Origin of the sequence: Clostridium sp. CM027, assembly GCF_024730565.1 — a bacterium.
Lineage (GTDB): Bacteria > Bacillota > Clostridia > Clostridiales > Clostridiaceae > Clostridium_AD > Clostridium_AD estertheticum_B.
In genome coordinates this window covers 826,021-847,809 of record NZ_CP077725.1, presented here as the reverse complement: position 1 = coordinate 847,809, position 21,789 = coordinate 826,021, and the positions used below count along the sequence as shown (strand labels likewise).

Here is a 21,789-nt window from a genome sequence, read left to right as displayed (position 1 = left end):
AATTTACCCTTATAATTTTAATTGTGGAGAAAGATTTAATAATTAAAGTGAAGGGAATGATAATAATGAGTAATGGAATTATTTTTTCTGTAATAGTGCCTTTGTATAATGAAGAACTTGTTATAAATGAGAGTTACAAAAGATTAAAATCCGTCATGGATCAAACACTTGAAAACCATGAAATTTTATTTATTATAAACCATTAATGATTACTGGCTACTTTGGAGCATTTGCAGGTTTAATAGGTACTATTTTATTAATTAGTAGTATTACAACCTCACTGTTTAAGCAAAGCAATATATTAAATTTAGGTCTAATACTTTCCATTAACTTAATTATGTTTGGCATTATGTTTTGCTTTCTCGCTATTATAGGGCAATATAGTGGAAGAATATCTGATGAGAGTAAAGACAGACCTTTATATATAATTGCAAGTACAATAAGTTACAATGAACTTAAAAACAGTGTGACTTTTAAAGGTAATTGAGGATAGTATTGTGGATATTAAAGGTATAGAAAGTTTAATTGCTGATTTGATACTACAGCTACTAAGCTATGTGGCAGGGGACAATAAATATCAGAGAAGTTTTCACCAGCAAGATACTCCTTTGTTACATAAAAATATTATAAACACCTGAGCGGTATCAAAGATGTGGGTTGAAACATATATTGTTACGAGAAATAATTAAAATTGGAGATGGGTTTTATTAAAGGAATAGATATATCTAGTTACCAACAAAATGTAGATTTAAAAAAAGTAAAAAACAGTGGAATAGAAATAGTTTATATTAAAGCCACGGAAGGAATCAATTATAAAAATCCACTGTTACAATCACAATATAGTGGAGCAATTGAAGCAGGACTTAAAATTGGGTTTTATCATTTTTTAAGAGCAAATGATCCAATATTAGAAGCAAAACATTTTCTAAGTGTTATAGAAGGGCTTTCATCCGATTGTAAATACGTTATAGATGTAGAAGTGGCATTAGGGCAAACCGTAACTAAGACAAGCTCTAATGTAAGACTTTTCGCGAATTATCTAATATCAAATAATAAGGAAGTATGCATTTATACAGGAGATTATTTTTACGCAAACAATTTAAATAGCTCAGTTAAAGATATACCTTTGTGGGTGGCTCATTATGGAGCAGCAAAGCCCGATGTAATTAATTATATAGGATTTCAATATTCAAGCTCTGGGGGAGTAGACGGAATAAATGGACCTGTTGATTTAAATGAATTTAAATCTGATATATTTATTAATTCAGTCTCACATGTACCTGTAAATATTGTTGTAGTAGCTTTTCAACATGCTGTCAACATACTCGGATTAAAAGATAAAAACGGGGACAAGCTTGTTGAAGATGGCATCAAAGGTACACATACTAATGAGGTTGTAGCTAAGACATTTGTTACTAGAGGCGCCCATAATGAACTTGTAAGGTGGATACAGCAGCGACTTATTGCATTAGGATTTAGTTGTGGTAAAACAGGATCTGATTCAAATTTTGGATTGAACACATTATTATCTGTTCAGCATTTTCAGGCTTCAAGAGGGTTAAAACCAGATGGAATTGTCGGGCCAATAACCATAATACAACTTTTAAAATAAAAAGTAGTTTTTATGAATGTAACTCAACAGTATTGTGTTGCATTCATAAATTATAGCAAATGCGTATTTAATTTCTTATTTTACTTGTTTATTCCAAATTTATTAGGGAAGGGTCTCTTCCTTCACTTGGTTGCTATTTTTTAATTATTTTGAGCTAAACCCCTAACAAATATATTTCTTTCTTTTAATGCCTATTTTATCCATATTAATCATTTTTTCTATAATTTCCTTAGCTAGTGGCACTTTACAACTAGTTTTATTCATTAAAACATTAACTTTACCTATATTAATAGCAACCTTTAATGCTTTTTCATTTAATTCTGTTATATAAGTTCCAACATCTATTATAAACCCATTCATAGTATATTTAACCCTATTCTTTTCATTACGTATATTTGCTTCTATTTTATTTAAAAGATATCCTATTTCATTAATATCAATTAGATTATCCTCTGCTACAGATATATAAATGCTATATGTACTCCAACCACAAGCTGCAATCATTTCATTTTCAGATGTTATCCATTCCTTTGCAAGTTCTACTGCATAATCACTTCCGGCCGTTACAGTTGCAACTATATATTCCGCAATTGGATAACAATAAGCTTTATCTATCCACCCTTTCAGTTCTTCCTTTGACATGCTTTTAGGATTTATAGATAATGCTGCTAAATACATAGCATCATAAATCCCTGTTTTATATAATTCTTTCGCCAAATCATCATTTTTCTTTACAAACTTAACTAACTTTTTCAAATCAGCTATTTTAGCTCCAAAGAACGGTTCGCATATTCCATGATTAGACAATACATTTTTTATTTGAGGTGTCCCAAATGCTTCTATTTTGTTTACTATTTCATTTAACTCCATAAAGTCCTCCTAAATTATTTTATATTCTCAAAAGTTTATTTCTTATTTTCCTTATTAATATCAGCGTAATCAACCATATTATTAAACATCCTCAGTGTGGCATTGATACTCATTATCAATTATATTTTACTGAATAAAACATAATCTGTCAAATATATTAAAAAAATATTAACAATAAAAGTTTTAAATTAATTAAAATGGAGTTCTTGGTTTTTGTGAGATTCAGCGACGATAAATCACTTAAAGATTGTACCATATAATAATAGCTATCTTAAACTATATTTTATAGAATTGGGTAAGCTATAGTATACACTTATTAATACAGTGTAATTTATATATTTGAAGGGAGAATACTTATGAATAATAAAAATAAAAACGCTAATGTAAGCAGTAGCACTAGTGGCGCCACATTACAATCAAGTAAAGAATCAACTGGTTTTAAGGTTGGTTCAGTAAAAGTGCTAAGTAATGAACAATCTTATGCATCAAAGGACGATCCAAGCACTGATATGTCTACTATGACTAATAATATTAATTTTAGCACTCCAGAAGATGTAAAAGAATTTAATGAACGTTCAGAAGCTATTATAGCTGCAGGCAAAAAATAAACTAAGTATTAGATTAAGAGGATAAATATAAATTATGGATATAAAAAACTTGAAGAGATTAAAGCTGATGCCATATATGAAATTAATCAAATGGTGGCTCTAATCGATAATCAAGTGGAAGAAATTGTATTTTATAGTGAGTATGGTTTTTATGAATGGTAGGAAGTCACCTTGGAATTATATTTTACAAGGCAATTCCAATAAAATACTGCATTGGGCATTCGTCCTAATGCAGTATTTTATTTATACATCAAGTCTAATAAGATATTTGCATAATATGATAATGTATCCTTTTCAACAATCAATAATTTTGCTGGTAGGTACCCTTTCATATCCCGTGAATATAATAATATCATAGAATTTATTTAGGAGGATTTATTTTGGAAGAAAAAATAAAAGATGGTAAACCAACATATCAACCTTGCCCATTTATGTTGCAACAACCTATGGATTATACTGGTATGATGGGACAAATGTCTATGAGTAATCCAACAGAAAGAGAAGAAGATGAAGACTTTCTTGTAAGACAACACGGTCACGGAGGTGGCGGTGGACATTTTGGACATGGTGGTAACTTCGGTCACGGTGGTGGACTTTTTGGTGTCTTTGATTTTTTTCCATTCTATCCTTATCCATATTATGATTATGATTACGATTATGATTATGATTATCCAACACCTTATTAAAGAAATTATAAAACAACAAATTGGGCAATCTCCTAAGAGGCTGCCCTTTAAATTATTGTGCTACTGTTTGATTAACTATCAAAGTTGCAACTAGCTTAAATGTAGAAAGCTATAAAACAACTATTAACTTTCCAATATCAATTGGTAACTAAACGATGTTCAAATAAAATATCCAATAAGCGCACTCCATATAATTATTAACCTATGTTCATTATATGGTCAGTATAAACAAAATTTGAATAGGGTAATATAATATAGTCGATATAAAATACAAAGGCGATTAACATATCTATCTATTCGTGATATTAACTTATGGATATATCAATGAGTTTAGTTATTTATTAATCCATCCATAGTACTGCATAGGATTGGTACCAATCATAAATAAAAATGAATTTTGTAAATAGTTAAGTTAATGGTGGAGGTATTGAATGAAAAAGAAAAAAATATTTTGGATTTTTTCTGCTATTGTCTTGATTGTTACAATATACTGTTTTCTTTTAATTAAAAACTTTTCTAGAACAGGTGATGGTAAGCTTGATACATTATTTGGTGTAATGTCAAAAATAGAAGAGCATTTTAATCCTATTTCACTTAAAGGAAAATCAATATATGAAATGCGTGCAGCATTGCATAAGTCAACAACTATATGGAATTCCAAACCTATACCCTTTTCCAATATAAAAAATATGGATATAAAAACAGATTCAAATCAAGTGCCAGTGCGAATATATACGCCTGACGGCAATGGGAATGAATTGCCTATCATAATTTATTCACATGGCGGCAGTTGGATTAGCGGTAGTATTGATGACTATGACAATGTTTGCAGGAAGCTTTCAAAAAATTCAAGGGCTATAGTTGTATCTGTAAATTATCGTCTTGCGCCAGAAGATCCATTCCCAGCTGGTCTTAATGACGTATATAATGTGCTCCAATGGGTTTATAAATATGCTAAGAGTATTAATGGGGACTCCAGTCGAATATGTGTTGTAGGGGACAGTGCTGGGGGCAACCTTTCTGCAGTAGTTGCACAAATGGCACGTGATAAAGGTGGCCCACACATAATCTCTGAGGTACTAATATATCCATCAACAAACATTTATCAACTAAATACTAAATCTTGGTCGTATTTTGGTATGGATTATAATCTTACAAGGGAAAACTCTGAAAAATTTATATCCCTATACACTCCAAGTTTAGAAGAAAGAAAAAGTGGATATACCTCGCCTTTATTATCTGAAAATTTTAAAGATTTACCAGACACACTCATAATCACAGCCGAATTTGATCCATTAAGGGATGACGGTGAAGCTTACGGTAATAAATTAAAGGAAGCAGGTGTGAATGTAATTTCTACCAGATATAAAGGTGTTACACATGGCTTTATCTCAATGGATAAGATTACGAATAAATCAGATGAGGCTTTAATCGAAATTTCAACATATCTAAAAGAGCAATTTAATAGAAAGCAAATTTAATATTATGCTAAATAAATATTTTTTAATTACTTATATAATTAAACTTTATGGTGAATACATAAATATACAAAATATTTTAAACTAACCGGAAGTAAAGGGCCATGTAATATTAAGTTTTTAAAGCCACTAATGTTTAAAGTATAGTTTTACATTACAGTACTTGGTTAATGTTGTAAGCCAACATAATGGTGTAGATACCCATTTTATAGTATAATGGAGAAGAATCAAATTCCATTTTAAAGTGAGGTTTTTACATGTTTAAGATAATGATAGTAGAAGATGATATTAGGATAAAAGAAATATTGCTTGAAAATGTAATGAGATGGGGTTTTGATGGAAAAGCCATTGAGAACTTTAATGAGGTGTTTATCGAGTTTTCAAAATACTCTCCACATCTAGTTCTTATGGATATAAACCTTCCTTATTTTGATGGTTTTTACTGGTGCTATAAAATCAGAGAAATATCAAAGGTTCCCATAATATTTGTTTCTTCAAGGAATAACAATATGGATGTAATAATGGCAATTAATATGGGAGGAGATGATTTTATTCAAAAGCCCTTTTCCTTAGAAATATTGATGGCCAAAATAAATGCATTGATAAGAAGAACATATTCCTACGCAGATGCGCAGACTAATGTGCTTGAGTATAAAAACATTGTTTTAAATATGAAGGATAATAGCGTGTTTTTTAAAGATAAGAGGGTAGAACTAAGTAGAAATGAATTTAGCATTCTATATCTACTTATGAAAAATAATGGCAATTTAATAAGCAGAGATAAAATTATGCGAAGTCTCTGGGAGGATGAAAGTTTTGTTGATGATAATACCCTTACAGTGAATATCAATAGACTGCGTAAAAAATTAGAGAATATTGAACTAGAAGACTTAATTAAAACAAAAAAAAGGCAAGGGTATACAATACTATGAGATTTAGAAATTTTTTAAGGGACAGGATATTTTTAATTTTGTTTTATTTTATATTGATGCTATTTATTTCATCGGTGGTGTATTTTAACAATGAAGTAAAAATAAGTGTTGGCGATATAGCCTATATCAATATAGTAGGGTTTATTATGTTTATACTTTACTTAATATTTGAGTATTTAAAAAATAGAAGATATTATAATGTTATTAAATGTATTATAGATAACCAGAAAGAGAATATTGTTAATTCGTTGCCTATGCCATTAAATTATGAACAAAGGCTATTTGGAGAAATTCTTATGAAAGTTAACGAAGAATTCAATTTAAAAACAGATAGATTACATGAAGGGAAAAAAGAAAATGTAGACTTTATAAATTCCTGGGTTCATGAGATAAAAACGCCTATTTCTGCATGTAGATTGGTTATAGAGAACAGTATGTACAAGTCTAAGGAGGAGACCTTAAGTAACTTAGAGGATGAAATAGATCATATAGAGAATTACGTTGAACAAGCATTGTACTATTCACGATTAGATAGCTTTTCAAAGGACTATTTAGTAAATGAAATAAATATGCATAGTCTAATTGTTGGGGTTGTGAAAAAACATGCAAAGGAATTTATAGGTAAAAAAATAAAGATAGAATTAAGTGACTTAGAATTTACTATAGACTCAGATAAAAAGTGGCTTTTCTTTATTTTGGATCAGATTTTATCAAATTCATTAAAATATACAACAAGCGATGGACTTATTAAAATTAGTGGAGTATTAAAGCACAATGAGAAACAGCTTATTATCCAAGATAATGGAATTGGAATAAAATCTGAGGATATTAATAGGGTTTTTGACAAAGGATTTACTGGATATAATGGACGGGATGATTTTAAAGCCACAGGTATGGGACTCTATCTATCAAAAAATCTTGCTACAAAGCTTGGTCACCATATAACTATTGAATCAATGCATTCTGAATTTACTAGAGTAACAGTTCATTTTCCAAAACTTATAGAATATTATAGGGTTACAAACTAAAAATGTGGTTTGTAGCCCTATTTTTTTAAAACTTACAACAATGTAAGTTTAGAATGGACTTTGTAATGTTACACAATGGATTGGGTATTAGATTTGTTATAAAATAGAATTGTAATAAGCGAAAGGGTTTTAGGGACATTTCAGAAGGAAGTCTCCAACTTTTATAAGTGGGGGTATACTACAACAAAGAGAAATTTCAGTAAAAATCTAAATCTCCTTCTGAAGTCGTTAATATTGCAGCTTCGAAGAGGATGATTTAAGGAGGAAATAAAAATGGAAAATGTATTAGTTGCGAGAAATTTGAAAAAGGTTTACGGCTCAAGGGGGAATGTTTACACTGCATTGAATGATATAAACCTTGAAATAAAAGAAGGGGAGTTTATTGGAATAATGGGGCCTTCAGGTGCAGGAAAAACTACATTATTAAATATTATATCAACTATAGATAAACCAACTTCGGGAGTAGTAACTATTGATAAGGAAGATCTTGCAAAAATGAATGAAGATAAGTTAGCTTCTTTTAGAAGAGACAAATTAGGCTTTATATTTCAAGATTTTAATTTACTCGATACGTTAACATTAAAAGAAAATGTGGTGCTTCCATTAGCTCTTGCTAGAATAAACATAAAAGATATTGAAGCACGGGCTAGTATTATAGGAGCTACTTTAGGTATAAAGGATATATTCAATAAATATCCTTATGAGGTATCTGGGGGACAAAAACAGAGAGCAGCTGCTGCCAGAGCTATTATTACTAAACCTAAGATTATACTAGCCGATGAACCGACAGGTGCGTTGGATTCTAAATCTTCCACAGAACTTTTACAATCTTTAAGTGATTTAAATGAAACTCAAAGGGCTACTATTATGATGGTAACGCATGATGCCTTTGCTGCCAGCTATTGCAAACGGATAATATTTATAAAAGATGGTTCGCTATTTACGGAGCTTGTCAAGGGCACAACATCACGAAAAGAATTTTTTAAAAAGATACTAGATGTATTGGCTGCCTTAGGCGGAAACTTCGATGAAGTATCAATTTAACTTAGAAAGGATGTGATATACAGATGAATTTATTTAATATTACTTTTAGAAACATAAAGAGAAATTTTCATAACTATTTAATATATTTTGTATCCATGGTATTTTGCATAATGATTTATTATACCTTTACCTCCATCGAGTACAATAAACAGGTTACAGACTTAGCGGCGGATTCTATGAAAGTAAGTACTGCTTTTAATGCAGCCTCCATTGTTATAGCAGTGTTTGTAGCTATGTTTATATGGTATTCAAACTCATTTTTTACTAAAAAAAGAAAAAAGGAAGTAGCTTTATACTCCATGCTTGGAGTTAAGAAAAAGCAGATAGGAAGAATGTTATTTTATGAGAATCTAGTAATGGGAGCGCTGGCACTTGTGGCAGGCATATTAATAGGAACGTTATTTTCAAAATTATTTGTAATGATTTTAATTCATATTATGAGCTTTGATGTAAATGTTAAATTTGCTATATCGTTAAAGGCTATTATTAGCACAATTATAGTATTTTTAGTGATATTTATTATAGCATCCGTGCATTCATATACACTAATTTATAGATTTCAGCTAATAGAACTTTTTAAATCAGAGAAGGTGGCACAGAAGCAGCCAAAAGCTTCACTAATATTGGCTCTACTTTCTATAATTTTTATTGGGACGGGTTATTATATGGCACTAACCTATAAATTTGATAATTTATCTAAATTGTTAGTTATATTAGTTAGTACAGTTATTGGAACTTATATGTTTTTCTCTTCACTTATAGTATTTATTGTTAAGCTTTCTAAGAAAAATAAGGTTAAATATTTTAGGGGCTTAAATATGATAGGTACTTCTCAGCTTTTATATAGAATAAAAGCTAATGGAAGATCTTTAGCTACTATTGCAGTGCTTAGTGCAACAACTATTACGGCTATGGGAACCGCAGCATCGCTTTATTATGATCAAGTAAATAGTATAAATAAGTTAACCCCATTTAGTTATGACTATAAGAGCAATGGCAAAACGTTAGATGAACAAATTGATCAGATCATAAATAAATATCCGAATAATAAAATTAAAAGTTCTACTAATAGCGAATTTTTAATTATAGATAGTAAATGGCCTGAGATATCAAAGATGAAAACGCAGCCATTAACAAATTCAAAATCCTTTATTATATCAGAAAGTACTATGAAAGAATTATCAAAAGCAAGAGGAATAGATTACAATATATCTTTAAATTCAGATGAAGTATTATTTTTTATGCGTATGTATTCAGATAAGATGATGGAGAATCCTGTTGGGAGGAATATACAGCTTAAAATAAAGGATAGAACAGTTCCCTTAAAAATAAAAGATTTCAAAGAGAGCCTTCTAACTAATTCAATTGATATAAATGATTCATTTATGCAAGATACCGTAGTTGTAAAGGATGAGGTTTACAATAAATTATATGATAAAGATAAGGTTATAAAAAGAAGATTTATAAATATTGAAAATCAGAAAGAAAGTAAAAAGCTTACATCAGAAATAGAAACAGCACTAGGTAGTAAAGAAGCCCTATCATCATATTATAAGAGCTACATACATACTATGACTAGTATGGGTATTATAATATTTTTAGCATCATTTATAGGGTTTGTGTTTTTGATATGCACTGGAAGTATAATATTCTTCAAACAGCTGTCAGAGGCTGGTGAGGATAAGGACAAATACGATATACTAAAAAAAATTGGTGTGAAAAAATCAGAAATAAGGATTTCTATAGCAAAGCAAATGATTTTTATATTTGCACTACCTTTAGTTGTTGGAATAACACATAGTATTATTGCATTAACAATTCTGCAAATTATGCTTAGCTCGAGCTTAGTATATCCCCTTCTTATAACTGTGGGAGTATACACTCTGATTTATTTAATATATTATATATTAACTGTTAATTCTTATTGGAAAATAGTTAATGTAAAAGCATAAAAATTGATTGGAGTATCAAATTTATACTTACATGTTGTATGGAAATCGTAAGAAAAAATTAAGAAATATTGAAATACATTGCAAGAAAAATAGCCTATATACTAATAGTTGTTAGATGTTGGTAAATAATTTTAACAATTAGGCAAAATGTAATGTATATATCAAGAAGTTTAAAGTATGGTAATAAATATGTAACTGGTTTTAAAATCAAAAATGACTTTCCAAAACCAGTTACACTTAGAAATTTGTTAACTCATACTGCAGGCCTTGATGATAGATTGCCACTTTACTATAAAAGTATAGGTGATAAATTTTATGATTCTGTTGAACCCTTAGGAGAACTTTTAAAAAGAGATCTTCCACCAGTTATCAGAAAACCAGGAAGCTTATTTCCAGCATATACATTATTAATTATTTGATAAAAAATAAACTCTTACTCAGATGGAAAGTAAGTTATTTTTCGCCGATACATATATAGGTATATTTTGTTGACTTATGCCAGCTGATATTTCTAAACTTTCTTTCATTAAACATTTTTGTGATTTCAATTTCTGAATATATTCTTACATCACCACCATCACTGAATTTAATAAAAACATTCATAATCTGCCTTATTGGAGTAAACATCCACGTATCGCAAAGAATAAATTTACCCTGTGGTTTTAATACCCTATGAATTTCATCTAAAGCTTTTAATGGGTTAGGATAGTGGTGAAAGGATTCCGTACATATCACTACATCAAAGCTATTGTCTTTATAGGGTAGATTTTCCGAATCACCTTGTATTAGTTCTGCTTTTTCTTCTAATTTTTGCCTTGCGATTGTTAGCATTTCATCTGATAAATCCAGCCCATAAGCATGTATATTAGGCTTTTGTTCTAATAATAAAGCTAAAACACTGCCTGTACCACATCCTAAGTCTAAGATTGTGTCAAACTCTATTTCAGATAATATTTTTATAACGTTAGGATAACATTCTCTTGGATACTTGCTATAATTACTTTCATCATATACTTTAGCTTGCATATTGAAATTTTGTTTTGATTTCTCCTTATAATCTTTCATAGTTCACCTCATTTAATATTTTTAAATAAATATAAGTAAATTCAGTCATTTTTACAGGTGTTAACTAAATTATAGTTCAATTAATTACTAATTATAACATAAATTTCAATTATAAGGGATTGGATTATTTAAAAAGTGGTTCTCTCTGCCTTTGCAAACTCATACAATAGCTTTAACCATAGCCATTGTATGAAATTTAAGTTCCAAAATTCTTATTAAAGTTTTCGGATAGGTGAACCAACTATCGAACAAAACATAGGTTCCAGGTATGGCATAAGCTACCGCTTGCTTTAGCAGGTCAACCATTACATCTGGTGATTTTTTTACAGCTGTTGCTCCGCTTAAAAGGAGTCATTTAATCTCGTGAAAGTATTTTTTCACAATCTCAGTTTATAATAGCAATTAAGATCATTTTAAATGATTTTACCTAAGTAAACGTATTAACTACCCATTTGAGAAGTTGCTAAGCCTTTGTATATCATAGTATAGTTTTAACATAGATTGAAATTATGAGATATTTTAGGAGATGAAAAATCATATGGGGTCAGATATTATAGTAGGAGTTATCGGTAGTGTATTAATAGCTATGGGGTTAATGGGATTTAAAAAAGACATGACATTACTAAAGATGGAATTCGAAGGAACAAAAATGGAAACTGAAAAAACAAAAAAATGTAATTGGCTAAAAGTATTATACGTATAATTCATAAAACAAGAAAAGTTTAGCAATTCCGCTAGGCTTTTTCTTATTTACAAATATATTTTGATTGTCTATATTTAATGTTTTAACTTATTCTGATTTTTAAGTTTTATTCTTGATCTAGTAGTGAGAGTTTAAAAGGAGGTGAGATATACGAATGATATATTGAATAAAATTATTGAACAGGGAAATAAAGATAATGATAATATCGATTTAGCTGTAATAGCTGAAATAGAAAAATATATGGAAAATCACATAAAATGTGATTTTAAATTAGATTATAATTTAGTTTCTAGATTATATTATTAGAACATAATTTATATGATGATGAAAAATGTATAAATTGTCTTAAGTATTTATTAGAAAAACATAATGTAGATGATGTGAAGTACAAGGCATATCTTGTAATATTATTAGCTTGGATTGAGGATGGTGTTAGCGAGAGATCAGATTTTACAAGGAAATTTTTAGATAATATATTAATGAATAGTACTGATTCATATATAAAATCTATGCTTTATTATTTAAAAGCATTTGATTTTGAAAAATGTTCAAGTATAGATTCAGATAATATAATACAATTATTAAAATTTTCTATTAGTACTGATAAACATGCTAAAAATAGTTATATACTTATTTCTAATAAATACAAGCAATTAGGAAATATGAATTTATCAAAAAAATATCTTGAAGATGGATTGAAAAGTATAAAAAAAGTACTTTCATTGGACGATTTAAGTAAAAATGATATGACAGATATACAATTTTTCTTTAATTCAGATATAAAAGGTAATATTACTGATCAAGCTTCGTACAAAGAAATTTTTTTTTACCGAACTTAAATGATAATATTAAAGGGTCTTTAAATTTTTTATAGAATTATATTAAACATTGAAATGTCGGAATTAATTAGGAATATTAAGAAAATAGGATTAGATATAGAGTAAATTAAAAAAAGAAAATCTTCTGTCTAGAGAAAATTTGCCTTGAATATAAAAATCCCCCCAATCATAGTTTTCTTATCCTACAATTGGGGGGATTTCGCAATGACCATTTTTAGGGGTTCAGTTTATAGGAAAGGTAGGTTGTCCAACTAATATTAATATTTTCTATGAAAGTTTATCAGTATAAAGAAAGGTTTTAGACACTTGATTACCGTTCTCATATGTTATTCTAAATACATTTACTTTCTTTCCCACAATTTCATTAACAATATCATATCTTTTATTGTTAAGAATTGAATTTGAGTAGATACTAAATGTTACATTTTTGTTATGTACTGCAGATTCTATATATATAGGATAAGAAGTAGTATTTTTAAACCTATAATCGAGAGAACCGTAGGCAACTGTAGCATCCAATCCTGCACCAATATAGCTAGAATGCATTGTATGCGGATATCTTTCTACAGATGTTAAATTAGTTCTAAGTACTGCATTATAAAGTGTAGTTGAAACTTGGCATACTCCACCACCTATGCCATCTACATATTTGTCGCCTACAATTTCTTTTGATGTTTTATATCCTCGTTCAGAAGTTCTATCACCTACTACATCATTAAAACTAAAAACATCTCCCGGCATAAGTAGCTTCCCATTTATAGCATTAGAAGATACTCTAATATTTTCTGAACGATTTTCATTTGAATTTCTAAAGTTAGTTGTAACACTAGATATTTCAGCATTGATACATTTTAAATCATTTTCTTTAATTTTAGGTTCAACTTTTTTTAATTTAGATTCGATTACTAAATTTTGATCTTTTTCAATAGTATTAACTTTGTTAATTACAGCTTTTTTTAAACTGGCAGAATCAACACTAAGACCATATTCATCTTCAGTTATAACTAATTGACCTGAATTGTTTCTGAAAATAGTTGCATCTATTGCATTTTTATTGTTGTCCTTAGCAATATCTTTAAGTAAGGTATCTAGAATGGCATAATTGTAGGTATATTTAACATCAAAAGTTTGCTTGCCAGGAGACGTTATAGCAAAATAATTTTTAAATAAATTCTCTTTTCTACCAATATCGTAAGCTTTATTAATGACAACATTGTAATCCTGTTTTATTCCAAGTTTTGATGTATGGACGGTATAGTGTTTGTCATTAAGATTTATTGTTATATCTTTTTTAGCAATAATATTATTACGATTTTTAATAATAGCATTTTTCGCTTCATCCTTAGTCATGCCACCTAAATTTATATCCTCCACCCATACCTCGGGATAGATCTTTAAGTCGTATTTTGATATAGTAGAATACATAATAATTAATTGGACTCCTATTAGAGACACAATTATTCCTACTATAATCAAGGTTGTTCTTAACCTTTTTTTCTTTTTTTTGCTAGTTTTTGACATAATATTTAAACTCATGTTTTTTGCACCTCTCCTTACAATTATTGTTTTTCGACTATAATCCGTATATTAATACATATTTTGTTGCAACTAAGTACATTATAACTGATTTTTGATAGAGAGTTATTACAAAGAAGTTACTTTTATTTTTAATTTTTTATTCATTCTACTATTTATAGTTATACTGATGTATATTAGTAGTTGATAGTTATTTTTGAATATAAAATTAGTTGTAAAGATAAAAGTATTACTAATTAATGGAAGTCCTAAGGCTAAAGGATGTGCTTATACGGCTTTATGTAAAGTAAATAATGAAAGGGTGTTTTTGATGATTTATTCTTTAGAAAATTCAACAATTAAAATAACGGCTAGCGCTCATGGTGCAGAACTACATTCAATAACTGGAAAAAAAGAAGGAACAGAGTATCTGTGGAATGGAGACCAAAACTATTGGAAATATCATTCACCAATTTTATTTCCAATAGTCGGGAATCTAGTTGATTCAAAATATAAAATTGATGAAAAGCTATATGAATTGCCATCTCATGGATTAGGTAGGATATCAGATTTTAAATTTATATCACAAACTAATGATTCAATTACTTTTGAACTAAAATATTCTGAGGATACTATAAAAAGATATCCATATAAATTTTCTTTACTTATTAATTACACAATTGAAAATAATACAGTTAAAGTAACGTATAATGTTATAAATTTAGATAATAAGGATATATCATTTTCAATTGGTGCACATCCTGCATTTATGTGTCCTATTGAAAAAAATGAAAAATTAGAAGATTATTACCTTGAATTTAATAAGAAAGAAACAAGTGATATTATGGAATTAACTAAAGATGCTTATTTTTCACATAAGAGAAAAGAATGTTTAAAGGATACTGATATCATGATACTATCAAAAGAGTTATTTAAAGAGGATGCTTTAGTATTTGATGATTTGAAATCTGATAAAATAACTATAAAATCAAAAAATCATGAAAAGTCAGTATCAGTAGAATTTAAGGGATTCCCTTACATGGGAATATGGTCACCAAAAGGCGGAGCACCATTTTTATGCATAGAACCTTGGTTTGGACATGCAGATTATGAAGATTTTACTGGTGAATTTAAAGATAAAGAGGGCTCGATTTCATTAACTATTGGAGAAGAGTTTACATATAGTTATAAGATTTCTATTGTAGAATAATACATACTAATAAATGCATAGGTTGTTACAAGAAAAAAATAAGCCCAAGACTAGGGCTTATTTTTTTGATTATATTGTACCATTATTTTATGTTAAAATTTCCTATAGTTTGTTTTTTTACATTTAGGACAGGGAGGTAAAGTATCAGTATTATCATCTAATACTACTTTTTGACCGCAAATTTTACAAACATATGTACCATTTCCGGGTTTTTCACCAGTTGAGTATTTCATAAATAATTCACCTCTTTTTTTATTAAATTATAGTTAATATAATTTTAGCATAGTAGAATTATTTTAACAATACTAGAAAAGGAAGTAGCAATTGCTTTAATTTATACGGATGGAACTTTACCATTTTTTCTAAGTTTAGACCAAGTAACAAGTAACAATATCAACATTATTGCAAAAATACCTGATAATATGAAACAAGTGTTAGCACCGTATTTTTCAGCCACAAACCCTGAAAGAAGACTTCCAAGGGGGGTGAATCCAGTAAATACAAGTGAATATACACTCATAACTCGTCCTCTGTATTCATCCTTAGAATTTAGTTGTAACATTGAATTTGCAGTGGTGGAAAAAAACATATTAAATATTCCTGTTATAGCTAAACTTAAGGCAGTAAAATAATATAAATTACTTATACCTGTAAAAATTAACATTATGCCAATTCCAATAGAGCTACCAATCATAAGAATTTTATTTGGACCATTTTTGCTTTTAAAAGACATGAGAAGTGCTCCAATGAGGGAACCTGCTCCAAGTGCAGATAGTAAAATTCCATAGGTTTTTTCCTGCATATGTAGTACGTTTTTCGTAAATACAGGTATCAAAACGTTGTAGTTAAAAACGAATATTCCCATAATGCTAATTAATATCAAGGTTTCGAGTAAGATAGATTTGCTTTTTATATATTTAAGGCCATCCAATATTTCTTTAAGCATCCCTTTTTCAGAAGTTTTCTTTCTAACATAATTGATTGCTTCAATATGGACCAGTCCATAGATAACTGCCATAAAACTAAAACCATTTAATAAAAAACACCATCCTGCTCCGAGATATCCCATGAGTAGAGCTCCAATAGCCGGTCCAATAATTCTTGCTAAATTAAAAGTGGCTGAGTTTAAAGCAATGGCATTCATTAAATCGTCCTTTCCTACTATCTCAACATTAAAGGCTTGCCTAGTTGGCATATCTAAAGTATTGCAAAATCCAAGACACAAAGCTAAAGCTATTAGATGTTCATACTTTAATGTATTCGTAAAGACCAATGCAGACAATATAAAAGCTAATATCATCGATACGCTCTGAGTGAAAATCAGTATTTTTTTCTTTGGAAACTTATCAGTTAGTACCCCAGCAAACAATGAGAAAAAGGTTATGGGTAAAAACTGCATTGCTCCGACAAGTCCAAGTAAAAATGGAGATCCTGTTAGAGAAAGTACTAGCCAGGATTGTCCTATATTTTGTGTCCAGGTACCTATTAAAGAAAGACACTGACCCATCCAAAAATATCTATAATTTTTATGTGTAAGAGCATGAAAATTATTGTTAATAATTCTCTTAGTATTAACCACTATATTAATTTTTATCATCTCCTAATGAGCTTAATCATCTTTAGAATAATCATGTGTGAAAGTTGTAGCATTTTCTCCCATCCTTTCGAGTAATGCTAACGATGTTTTCTTTTCATCTTCACTAAATCCTGAAAATAAAATATATATCCAATCCATCATGGCTTTTCTAACCAGAGGTTTTATTTTCAATGCTTTCTCTGTAAGATAAACATTATATGCTCTTTTATCTTTTGCATCTATTTTTCTAATGATATAGTCATCATCTTCCAGCTTTTTTATAGCCTTTGCTGTGGTACCTTTATCAATTTTAAGGTAATCTGATAATTGTTCCTGACGTACTCCATCTTTTTTATATAATGCATTTAAAAATGTATATTGACCCTTACTTATATTATATGGCTTAAGTTGCCTTCCTACGTATACATGACCATTTCTATGTAAAAGAGAAATCCATCTTCCTAATGAGTTCATATTTTTATTCATTGTCGTATTCCTCCTAAATTAGTTGCAATCCCTACTAATTATATAATAGAGCAATATAGTTGTGAGTGCAACTATTTTTATAATAGTAGTGAAGTATGATTTAATTATAGAGATTTAAAATTTAAAGGCAACCTATAGTTGACAAAAATGTTATGTTTAATTGGTAGCAATATGGTTGTTTTATTAGTAGACTTATGTAGGGGTGATTAAAAATGAGTTTTCAGGAACAATTGCAAATCCTTAGAAAAGGAAAAGGATTATCACAAGAAAAATTAGCTGAAATGTTAGGTATATCAAGACAAGCAGTTGCAAAGTGGGAAGTTGGACATTCATATCCTGACATTGCAAGACTAATTGCATTAAGTGATTTCTTTAAAGTGAGTATTGATAAATTAGTTAATGATTATGAAGAAAATTGCCGTTTATGTATAGAAGAGAATAAGGTTGCTTCTATAAATGAAAAAATAATAGAATTTTTACGTACAGCAAAGAGATCTACATATGCAGGAAAGGGTGCCGAGATCCAATCTTCAAGACCTAATTCACATGATTTAGAGTATGTAGAAGGAAATCTAAAATATATTGATACCTATTTAGGGGGAGGGCAATTCGCAGGAGAAGAGGCTTTATGGAAGGATGATATTCCATTTTGGTCAATGAATTATACAGGCAGAATTATAGGGGAAGGATTTTCAGGGAACTTTTTAAAAGAAGCCTTGAGCTTAGTACCAAAAGAAAATCCATATCGTGGACCTATGGTATATCAAAATGGACAATATAAATATCATTGCATTGTTAATGGAGAATTTAAATGGTTTCAAGGATATGAGGAAATTTATTTTGATGATACAAAGGTATATGAGTGCTTTTTTCATGGTGGAACTATTAAATAATAGATTAATACTAATATAGGAGCTACTAAACTGCTTAAAAAATCTAAATAATTTCAAACAAAAGTGAACATATTTAGTTGTTCATGCAGTGAACGTTGCTTTCAAGCTTAAGTGAGTGTAGCATCTGAAAAGATTGTAGCACGATGAACTACGTGAAATGACAGGTTAAAGACGTACCTTTAGATGTACTTCAGTCTGATGCTCTACGATAATGAGGAGGAAAATAATCTAAGGTTTTGCTACGGCTTAATTATGATTAGGCACACCGAAATTCAGTGCACCATCATTTTACGAGTTGTAAACAAAATAACCAAATGGATTAAGATAGATTCGATATATTTAGAAAATGTGTTAATAGACATACGAGTTCTAACTGAAGGTAGAAGTCTATACAAATGGCAATATCAAAAATCTAATAGACTGGATAATAACATTAGGATAGCGGCACTCATGAGAGATAACTTTACTTGTGTTGATTGTGGTTCTAAAGAAAATGTACAAGAACACCACATTAAACCAAGACGTGCTAAAGGAGCCGACAGCATACATAATGTTGTAACATTATGCAAGTCATGTCACACAAAAACCTTTGGCAGAGAAATCGAGTTAATAGATCAAGATTTAGCTATAATAAAAGGTAGAAAATTAAATCTTAGTGATGCCTTGCATGTTATGCAAGGTAAAAAAAATTTACAAACTGAACTTAAGAAAATAGCCCCATTATATTTAACTACGGGTGGCGATACTGCAAACCATAGAAATGATTGGGATATAGAAAAAACACACTCAAATGATGCTTTAGTTATATGTAACGTAGATATCAAAAAAAATAATATTGATATCAAAGACTGGCAAATATCACCTTTACGTAAAAAATCTAAGGGTGACGCAGAGCTAATTGTAAAAGGATTTAAGCATAGAGATTATGTAAAGTATACCAAGAAAAATGGAACCGAGTATATTGGATATATTACAGCATTATACCCAAGTAAAAATCAATTTAACATGACACGAACAAATGGTGAGATATTAAAAAGATATGGTCTAAAAAGCTTGAAACTATTATCAAGACCAAAATGTATACGGTGGATATAATATTAAAAATAAGGAGGTGAACTGGTTAATTAAATCAAATGTACAATTATGTTCAGATTTAATTAACCAGGATGTATATGATTTTAAATAGAAATGATAAATGCTGGTGTGGAAGTGGACTAAAATATAAAAATTGCCATTTGGACTTTGATAAAAAGCTAGAAAACTTGAAGAAACAAGGCTGCATAGTTCCAACAAGAAATCTTATTAAGAGCAAGGAGCAAATTGAAGGAATAAGAAAAAGTGCTAAAATTAATAATGCTCTTTTAGATTTAGTTAGTGAGAATATTAAAGAAGGAATGACCACAGAAGAAATTAATAAGCTAGCTCATGAATATACAATATTCAGGGGTGGAATTCCAGCTACTCTTAATTATGATGGGTTTCCAAAAAGTATTTGTACATCAATCAATGATGAAGTGTGTCATGGAATACCAAGTAAAGATGTAGTACTTAAAAATGGTGATATTATAAATGTCGATGCAACTACTGTACTTAATGGATATTATTCAGATGCATCAAGAATGTTTATGATAGGAGAAGTAAGTAATGAAGCTAAGAAGATAGTAGAAATAACTAAGGAATGTTTAAATAAGGGAATAGAATCAGTAAAACCTTGGGGCTTTTTAGGTGACATTGGAGCAGCTATTCAAGAATATGCAGAAAGTAATGGATACTCAGTAGTTAGGGATTTTGGCGGACACGGAGTTGGGCTAAATATGCATGAGGATCCATTTGTTTTTCATTTTGGTACTAGAGGAACAGGTATGATTTTAGCACCAGGAATGGTATTTACGATTGAACCAATGATAAATGGCGGAAGTCATAAAATATATATAGATGAAGATAATGGATGGACAGCGCTTACAGCTGATGGATCTCTTTCATCACAATGCGAGCATACACTTCTTGTAACTGAGGATGGTATAGAGATAATATCTAAATAAATAATAATCAAATCATCTCCTGCGGAGTTGCAATATTAACATTAGCAGAACATGGTGGTTATTAAAAAAGCTCTGATTTCCTTAAGAAAATCAGAGCTTTTTAGGAGAATCTAGGTAGAGTACGATTACCAGTTAAATCATCACCTGCGGTGCTGTAATATCAACGACTTCAGAAGGAGATTTATACTCCCACTAAAGTTTTTTCTTTGTTATAGTCCATAACCCCATCTTATAGAAGAGGGAGACTTTCTTCTGAAATGTCGTTAAATATCGCGTTTCTCAAAAACTAAAAAACCTGCAGCGCAGAATATAACAGAATATATAACTGATACGCCAATAGCAAATGCAAGTGTTGTACCAACGACGAATGATCCGTTAACAATAAAGTAAGTAAAATCAGACAATCCAAAAGGAAGATATTTACCCCAGCTGAAATAGGATGAGAATATTTGCACCATATAACTACCAGCTAAAAGCAAGAATAAAGAGCATCCGGTTGCAATTGAGCGTGAACGAGATATTATTGAAAGTGCAAAAGCTACTAATACATACACAAGCACAGTAAGAAAATTAAGGCCATAAATAATAATTGTTTTTAGTACGGCTGGTATATATATTATTTTGGTACTCGTCCACATCATTTCCTTAGCACCCATGCCATTGAAACCGAAATATATACCCAGCAATATAAAGTTTAACAAAAATGCTGTTACCAAAAGTACAAGACCATAAAATAATGTAACAATTAGTTTTGCGGTAAGAATTTCAAACCGTTTATAAGGCCGTGATATCATCATTTTCATTGTACCCTCTGAAAATTCACCTGCAAATAAAGCTGAACATGCTATTATTAAAAGAAGTGCAATAATTAAACTATATGGAACATATGAATCAAACTTTGTGATTCTTGTCCAAATGCTGTCTTTGGATTCTGGCCTGATATTGTTAACAATGCTGTATTCATCTTCAGCTATGCTTTTTTTCATATTTCCTATGGATGCTGACGTTTTATCTGTTTTTTCAATTTGCGTTAGAGCAGCTTTTTCTACCGGAAGATTTGCCAGTAAGTCCTGTTTCCAATTTTCGGAAATTTTTGTAGTAGTTGAACTATTATGAGACACCTTGTGATATTTATAAATACTCGTTGCCGCTATTACAATTACAATCATTATGAGTAACATTATTTTTGTAGAAAGTCTTTTCCAAAGTTTTGTATTTTCTAGTGAAATAAGTGTAAAAAAATTCGCCAT

26 protein-coding genes are annotated in these 21,789 nt (G+C 29.6%); 18 read left to right on the top strand and 8 right to left on the bottom strand.

Features of this window, described 5'->3' with window-relative positions; genetic code table 11:
- Positions 1-23: 23 nt before the first annotated feature.
- From KTC92_RS04210 to KTC92_RS04200, 3 genes are all read left to right on the top strand, one after another.
- Positions 24-206: a hypothetical protein gene (locus tag KTC92_RS04210; RefSeq protein WP_220286827.1), complete on the top strand. Its 183-nt coding sequence runs from the start codon at positions 24-26 to the stop codon at positions 204-206.
- Positions 206-487 (top strand): hypothetical protein, encoded by a 282-nt coding sequence (locus KTC92_RS04205; RefSeq protein WP_253198294.1) that lies wholly within the window; start codon positions 206-208, stop codon positions 485-487. The genes KTC92_RS04210 and KTC92_RS04205 overlap by 1 nt, the downstream gene beginning before the upstream one ends.
- Positions 488-697: 210 nt before the next feature.
- Positions 698-1,612, top strand: coding sequence for a GH25 family lysozyme (locus tag KTC92_RS04200; RefSeq protein ID WP_258280690.1), 915 nt, complete (start codon positions 698-700; stop codon positions 1,610-1,612).
- A 162-nt stretch (positions 1,613-1,774) separates the two neighbouring features.
- On the opposite strand, the gene KTC92_RS04195 is transcribed toward KTC92_RS04200, so the two are convergent.
- Positions 1,775-2,482: a DNA alkylation repair protein gene (locus KTC92_RS04195; protein ID WP_220286828.1), complete on the bottom strand. Its 708-nt coding sequence runs from the start codon at positions 2,480-2,482 to the stop codon at positions 1,775-1,777.
- 356 nt (positions 2,483-2,838) lie between these two features.
- On the opposite strand from KTC92_RS04195, the gene KTC92_RS04190 reads away from it, so the two are divergent.
- The 8 genes from KTC92_RS04190 to KTC92_RS04155 all read left to right on the top strand — a co-directional run bounded on the left by KTC92_RS04190 (position 2,839) and on the right by KTC92_RS04155 (position 10,629).
- On the top strand, positions 2,839-3,090 hold the full coding sequence (locus KTC92_RS04190; protein WP_220286829.1) for a hypothetical protein: 252 nt from the start codon (positions 2,839-2,841) through the stop codon (positions 3,088-3,090).
- Positions 3,091-3,470: 380 nt separating this feature from the next.
- Positions 3,471-3,776: a hypothetical protein gene (locus tag KTC92_RS04185; RefSeq protein WP_220286830.1), complete on the top strand. Its 306-nt coding sequence runs from the start codon at positions 3,471-3,473 to the stop codon at positions 3,774-3,776.
- Positions 3,777-4,207: 431 nt separating this feature from the next.
- On the top strand, positions 4,208-5,257 hold the full coding sequence (locus KTC92_RS04180) for an alpha/beta hydrolase (RefSeq protein ID WP_216304351.1): 1,050 nt from the start codon (positions 4,208-4,210) through the stop codon (positions 5,255-5,257).
- Between the two features lie 254 nt (positions 5,258-5,511).
- The gene (locus KTC92_RS04175; RefSeq protein ID WP_216304352.1) at positions 5,512-6,186 is read left to right on the top strand and encodes a response regulator transcription factor; all 675 of its coding nucleotides are present in this window, start codon (positions 5,512-5,514) and stop codon (positions 6,184-6,186) included.
- A complete protein-coding gene (locus tag KTC92_RS04170; protein ID WP_220286831.1) occupies positions 6,183-7,214 on the top strand; it encodes a HAMP domain-containing sensor histidine kinase in 1,032 nt (343 codons plus the stop codon). Before KTC92_RS04175 ends, KTC92_RS04170 begins: the two co-directional genes overlap by 4 nt.
- A 273-nt stretch (positions 7,215-7,487) precedes the next feature.
- On the top strand, positions 7,488-8,258 hold the full coding sequence (locus KTC92_RS04165; RefSeq protein ID WP_220286832.1) for an ABC transporter ATP-binding protein: 771 nt from the start codon (positions 7,488-7,490) through the stop codon (positions 8,256-8,258).
- 23 nt (positions 8,259-8,281) lie between these two features.
- Positions 8,282-10,210 carry an FtsX-like permease family protein gene (locus KTC92_RS04160; RefSeq protein ID WP_220286833.1) on the top strand — a complete coding sequence of 643 codons (1,929 nt, stop codon included), beginning with the start codon at positions 8,282-8,284 and terminating at the stop codon, positions 10,208-10,210.
- Between the two features lie 152 nt (positions 10,211-10,362).
- Positions 10,363-10,629, top strand: a complete 267-nt coding sequence (locus KTC92_RS04155; protein ID WP_216304356.1) for a hypothetical protein — start codon at positions 10,363-10,365, stop codon at positions 10,627-10,629.
- A 34-nt stretch (positions 10,630-10,663) separates the two neighbouring features.
- Here the strand turns inward: KTC92_RS04155 and KTC92_RS04150 are convergent, their stop codons facing one another.
- Complete coding sequence (locus KTC92_RS04150) at positions 10,664-11,275, bottom strand: class I SAM-dependent methyltransferase (protein ID WP_220286834.1); 612 nt, start codon at positions 11,273-11,275, stop codon at positions 10,664-10,666.
- A gap of 159 nt (positions 11,276-11,434) precedes the next feature.
- Entirely contained in the window at positions 11,435-11,581 is a 147-nt protein-coding gene (locus KTC92_RS04145; protein WP_216304358.1) for a transposase, read from the bottom strand.
- Between the two features lie 232 nt (positions 11,582-11,813).
- Between KTC92_RS04145 and KTC92_RS04140 the strand changes: the two genes are divergently transcribed.
- The 3 genes from KTC92_RS04140 (at position 11,814) to KTC92_RS04130 (ending at position 12,817) form a co-directional block, all read left to right on the top strand.
- Complete coding sequence (locus tag KTC92_RS04140) at positions 11,814-11,978, top strand: hypothetical protein (RefSeq protein WP_220286835.1); 165 nt, start codon at positions 11,814-11,816, stop codon at positions 11,976-11,978.
- Between the two features lie 162 nt (positions 11,979-12,140).
- Positions 12,141-12,284, top strand: coding sequence for a hypothetical protein (locus KTC92_RS04135; protein ID WP_220286836.1), 144 nt, complete (start codon positions 12,141-12,143; stop codon positions 12,282-12,284).
- Positions 12,285-12,358: 74 nt separating this feature from the next.
- Positions 12,359-12,817 (top strand): hypothetical protein, encoded by a 459-nt coding sequence (locus tag KTC92_RS04130; RefSeq protein WP_220286837.1) that lies wholly within the window; start codon positions 12,359-12,361, stop codon positions 12,815-12,817.
- A 267-nt stretch (positions 12,818-13,084) separates the two neighbouring features.
- Here KTC92_RS04130 and KTC92_RS04125 read toward each other — a convergent pair whose 3' ends face one another.
- Entirely contained in the window at positions 13,085-14,353 is a 1,269-nt protein-coding gene (locus KTC92_RS04125) for a VanW family protein (protein WP_258280689.1), read from the bottom strand.
- 310 nt (positions 14,354-14,663) lie between these two features.
- Between KTC92_RS04125 and KTC92_RS04120 the strand changes: the two genes are divergently transcribed.
- Entirely contained in the window at positions 14,664-15,542 is an 879-nt protein-coding gene (locus tag KTC92_RS04120) for an aldose 1-epimerase family protein (RefSeq protein ID WP_220286845.1), read from the top strand.
- Between the two features lie 92 nt (positions 15,543-15,634).
- Here KTC92_RS04120 and KTC92_RS04115 read toward each other — a convergent pair whose 3' ends face one another.
- From KTC92_RS04115 to KTC92_RS04105, 3 genes are all read right to left on the bottom strand, one after another.
- A complete protein-coding gene (locus KTC92_RS04115) occupies positions 15,635-15,775 on the bottom strand; it encodes a zinc ribbon-containing protein (protein ID WP_216304163.1) in 141 nt (46 codons plus the stop codon).
- Positions 15,776-15,876: 101 nt separating this feature from the next.
- The gene (locus KTC92_RS04110; RefSeq protein ID WP_220286839.1) at positions 15,877-17,139 is read right to left on the bottom strand and encodes an MFS transporter; all 1,263 of its coding nucleotides are present in this window, start codon (positions 17,137-17,139) and stop codon (positions 15,877-15,879) included.
- 12 nt (positions 17,140-17,151) lie between these two features.
- A complete protein-coding gene (locus KTC92_RS04105; RefSeq protein ID WP_216304165.1) occupies positions 17,152-17,604 on the bottom strand; it encodes a MarR family winged helix-turn-helix transcriptional regulator in 453 nt (150 codons plus the stop codon).
- A gap of 212 nt (positions 17,605-17,816) precedes the next feature.
- On the opposite strand from KTC92_RS04105, the gene KTC92_RS04100 reads away from it, so the two are divergent.
- The 3 genes from KTC92_RS04100 (at position 17,817) to KTC92_RS04090 (ending at position 20,539) form a co-directional block, all read left to right on the top strand.
- Entirely contained in the window at positions 17,817-18,497 is a 681-nt protein-coding gene (locus tag KTC92_RS04100) for a DUF5680 domain-containing protein (protein WP_220286840.1), read from the top strand.
- 252 nt (positions 18,498-18,749) lie between these two features.
- Positions 18,750-19,592, top strand: coding sequence for an HNH endonuclease (locus tag KTC92_RS04095; RefSeq protein WP_258280688.1), 843 nt, complete (start codon positions 18,750-18,752; stop codon positions 19,590-19,592).
- A gap of 77 nt (positions 19,593-19,669) precedes the next feature.
- Positions 19,670-20,539: a methionyl aminopeptidase gene (locus KTC92_RS04090; RefSeq protein WP_216304189.1), complete on the top strand. Its 870-nt coding sequence runs from the start codon at positions 19,670-19,672 to the stop codon at positions 20,537-20,539.
- A 263-nt stretch (positions 20,540-20,802) separates the two neighbouring features.
- Here KTC92_RS04090 and KTC92_RS04085 read toward each other — a convergent pair whose 3' ends face one another.
- Positions 20,803-21,789, bottom strand: a complete 987-nt coding sequence (locus KTC92_RS04085) for an ABC transporter permease (protein WP_216304168.1) — start codon at positions 21,787-21,789, stop codon at positions 20,803-20,805.

What these genes read in the sequence shown, in the direction of transcription:
- KTC92_RS04205 (WP_253198294.1), top strand. Translation starts at nt 206, where the DNA reads ATGATTACTGGCTACTTTGGAGCATTTGCAGGTTTAATAGGTACTATT.
- KTC92_RS04200 (WP_258280690.1), top strand. Translation starts at nt 698, where the DNA reads ATGGGTTTTATTAAAGGAATAGATATATCTAGTTACCAACAAAATGTA.
- KTC92_RS04195 (WP_220286828.1), bottom strand. Translation starts at nt 2,482, where the DNA reads ATGGAGTTAAATGAAATAGTAAACAAAATAGAAGCATTTGGGACACCT.
- KTC92_RS04190 (WP_220286829.1), top strand. Translation starts at nt 2,839, where the DNA reads ATGAATAATAAAAATAAAAACGCTAATGTAAGCAGTAGCACTAGTGGC.
- KTC92_RS04180 (WP_216304351.1), top strand. Translation starts at nt 4,208, where the DNA reads ATGAAAAAGAAAAAAATATTTTGGATTTTTTCTGCTATTGTCTTGATT.
- KTC92_RS04175 (WP_216304352.1), top strand. Translation starts at nt 5,512, where the DNA reads ATGTTTAAGATAATGATAGTAGAAGATGATATTAGGATAAAAGAAATA.
- KTC92_RS04170 (WP_220286831.1), top strand. Translation starts at nt 6,183, where the DNA reads ATGAGATTTAGAAATTTTTTAAGGGACAGGATATTTTTAATTTTGTTT.
- KTC92_RS04165 (WP_220286832.1), top strand. Translation starts at nt 7,488, where the DNA reads ATGGAAAATGTATTAGTTGCGAGAAATTTGAAAAAGGTTTACGGCTCA.
- KTC92_RS04160 (WP_220286833.1), top strand. Translation starts at nt 8,282, where the DNA reads ATGAATTTATTTAATATTACTTTTAGAAACATAAAGAGAAATTTTCAT.
- KTC92_RS04155 (WP_216304356.1), top strand. Translation starts at nt 10,363, where the DNA reads ATGTATATATCAAGAAGTTTAAAGTATGGTAATAAATATGTAACTGGT.
- KTC92_RS04150 (WP_220286834.1), bottom strand. Translation starts at nt 11,275, where the DNA reads ATGAAAGATTATAAGGAGAAATCAAAACAAAATTTCAATATGCAAGCT.
- KTC92_RS04145 (WP_216304358.1), bottom strand. Translation starts at nt 11,581, where the DNA reads ATGGTTGACCTGCTAAAGCAAGCGGTAGCTTATGCCATACCTGGAACC.
- KTC92_RS04140 (WP_220286835.1), top strand. Translation starts at nt 11,814, where the DNA reads ATGGGGTCAGATATTATAGTAGGAGTTATCGGTAGTGTATTAATAGCT.
- KTC92_RS04125 (WP_258280689.1), bottom strand. Translation starts at nt 14,353, where the DNA reads ATGAGTTTAAATATTATGTCAAAAACTAGCAAAAAAAAGAAAAAAAGG.
- KTC92_RS04120 (WP_220286845.1), top strand. Translation starts at nt 14,664, where the DNA reads ATGATTTATTCTTTAGAAAATTCAACAATTAAAATAACGGCTAGCGCT.
- KTC92_RS04115 (WP_216304163.1), bottom strand. Translation starts at nt 15,775, where the DNA reads ATGAAATACTCAACTGGTGAAAAACCCGGAAATGGTACATATGTTTGT.
- KTC92_RS04110 (WP_220286839.1), bottom strand. Translation starts at nt 17,139, where the DNA reads ATGATAAAAATTAATATAGTGGTTAATACTAAGAGAATTATTAACAAT.
- KTC92_RS04105 (WP_216304165.1), bottom strand. Translation starts at nt 17,604, where the DNA reads ATGAATAAAAATATGAACTCATTAGGAAGATGGATTTCTCTTTTACAT.
- KTC92_RS04100 (WP_220286840.1), top strand. Translation starts at nt 17,817, where the DNA reads ATGAGTTTTCAGGAACAATTGCAAATCCTTAGAAAAGGAAAAGGATTA.
- KTC92_RS04095 (WP_258280688.1), top strand. Translation starts at nt 18,750, where the DNA reads ATGATTAGGCACACCGAAATTCAGTGCACCATCATTTTACGAGTTGTA.
- KTC92_RS04090 (WP_216304189.1), top strand. Translation starts at nt 19,670, where the DNA reads ATGATTTTAAATAGAAATGATAAATGCTGGTGTGGAAGTGGACTAAAA.
- KTC92_RS04085 (WP_216304168.1), bottom strand. Translation starts at nt 21,789, where the DNA reads ATGGCGAATTTTTTTACACTTATTTCACTAGAAAATACAAAACTTTGG.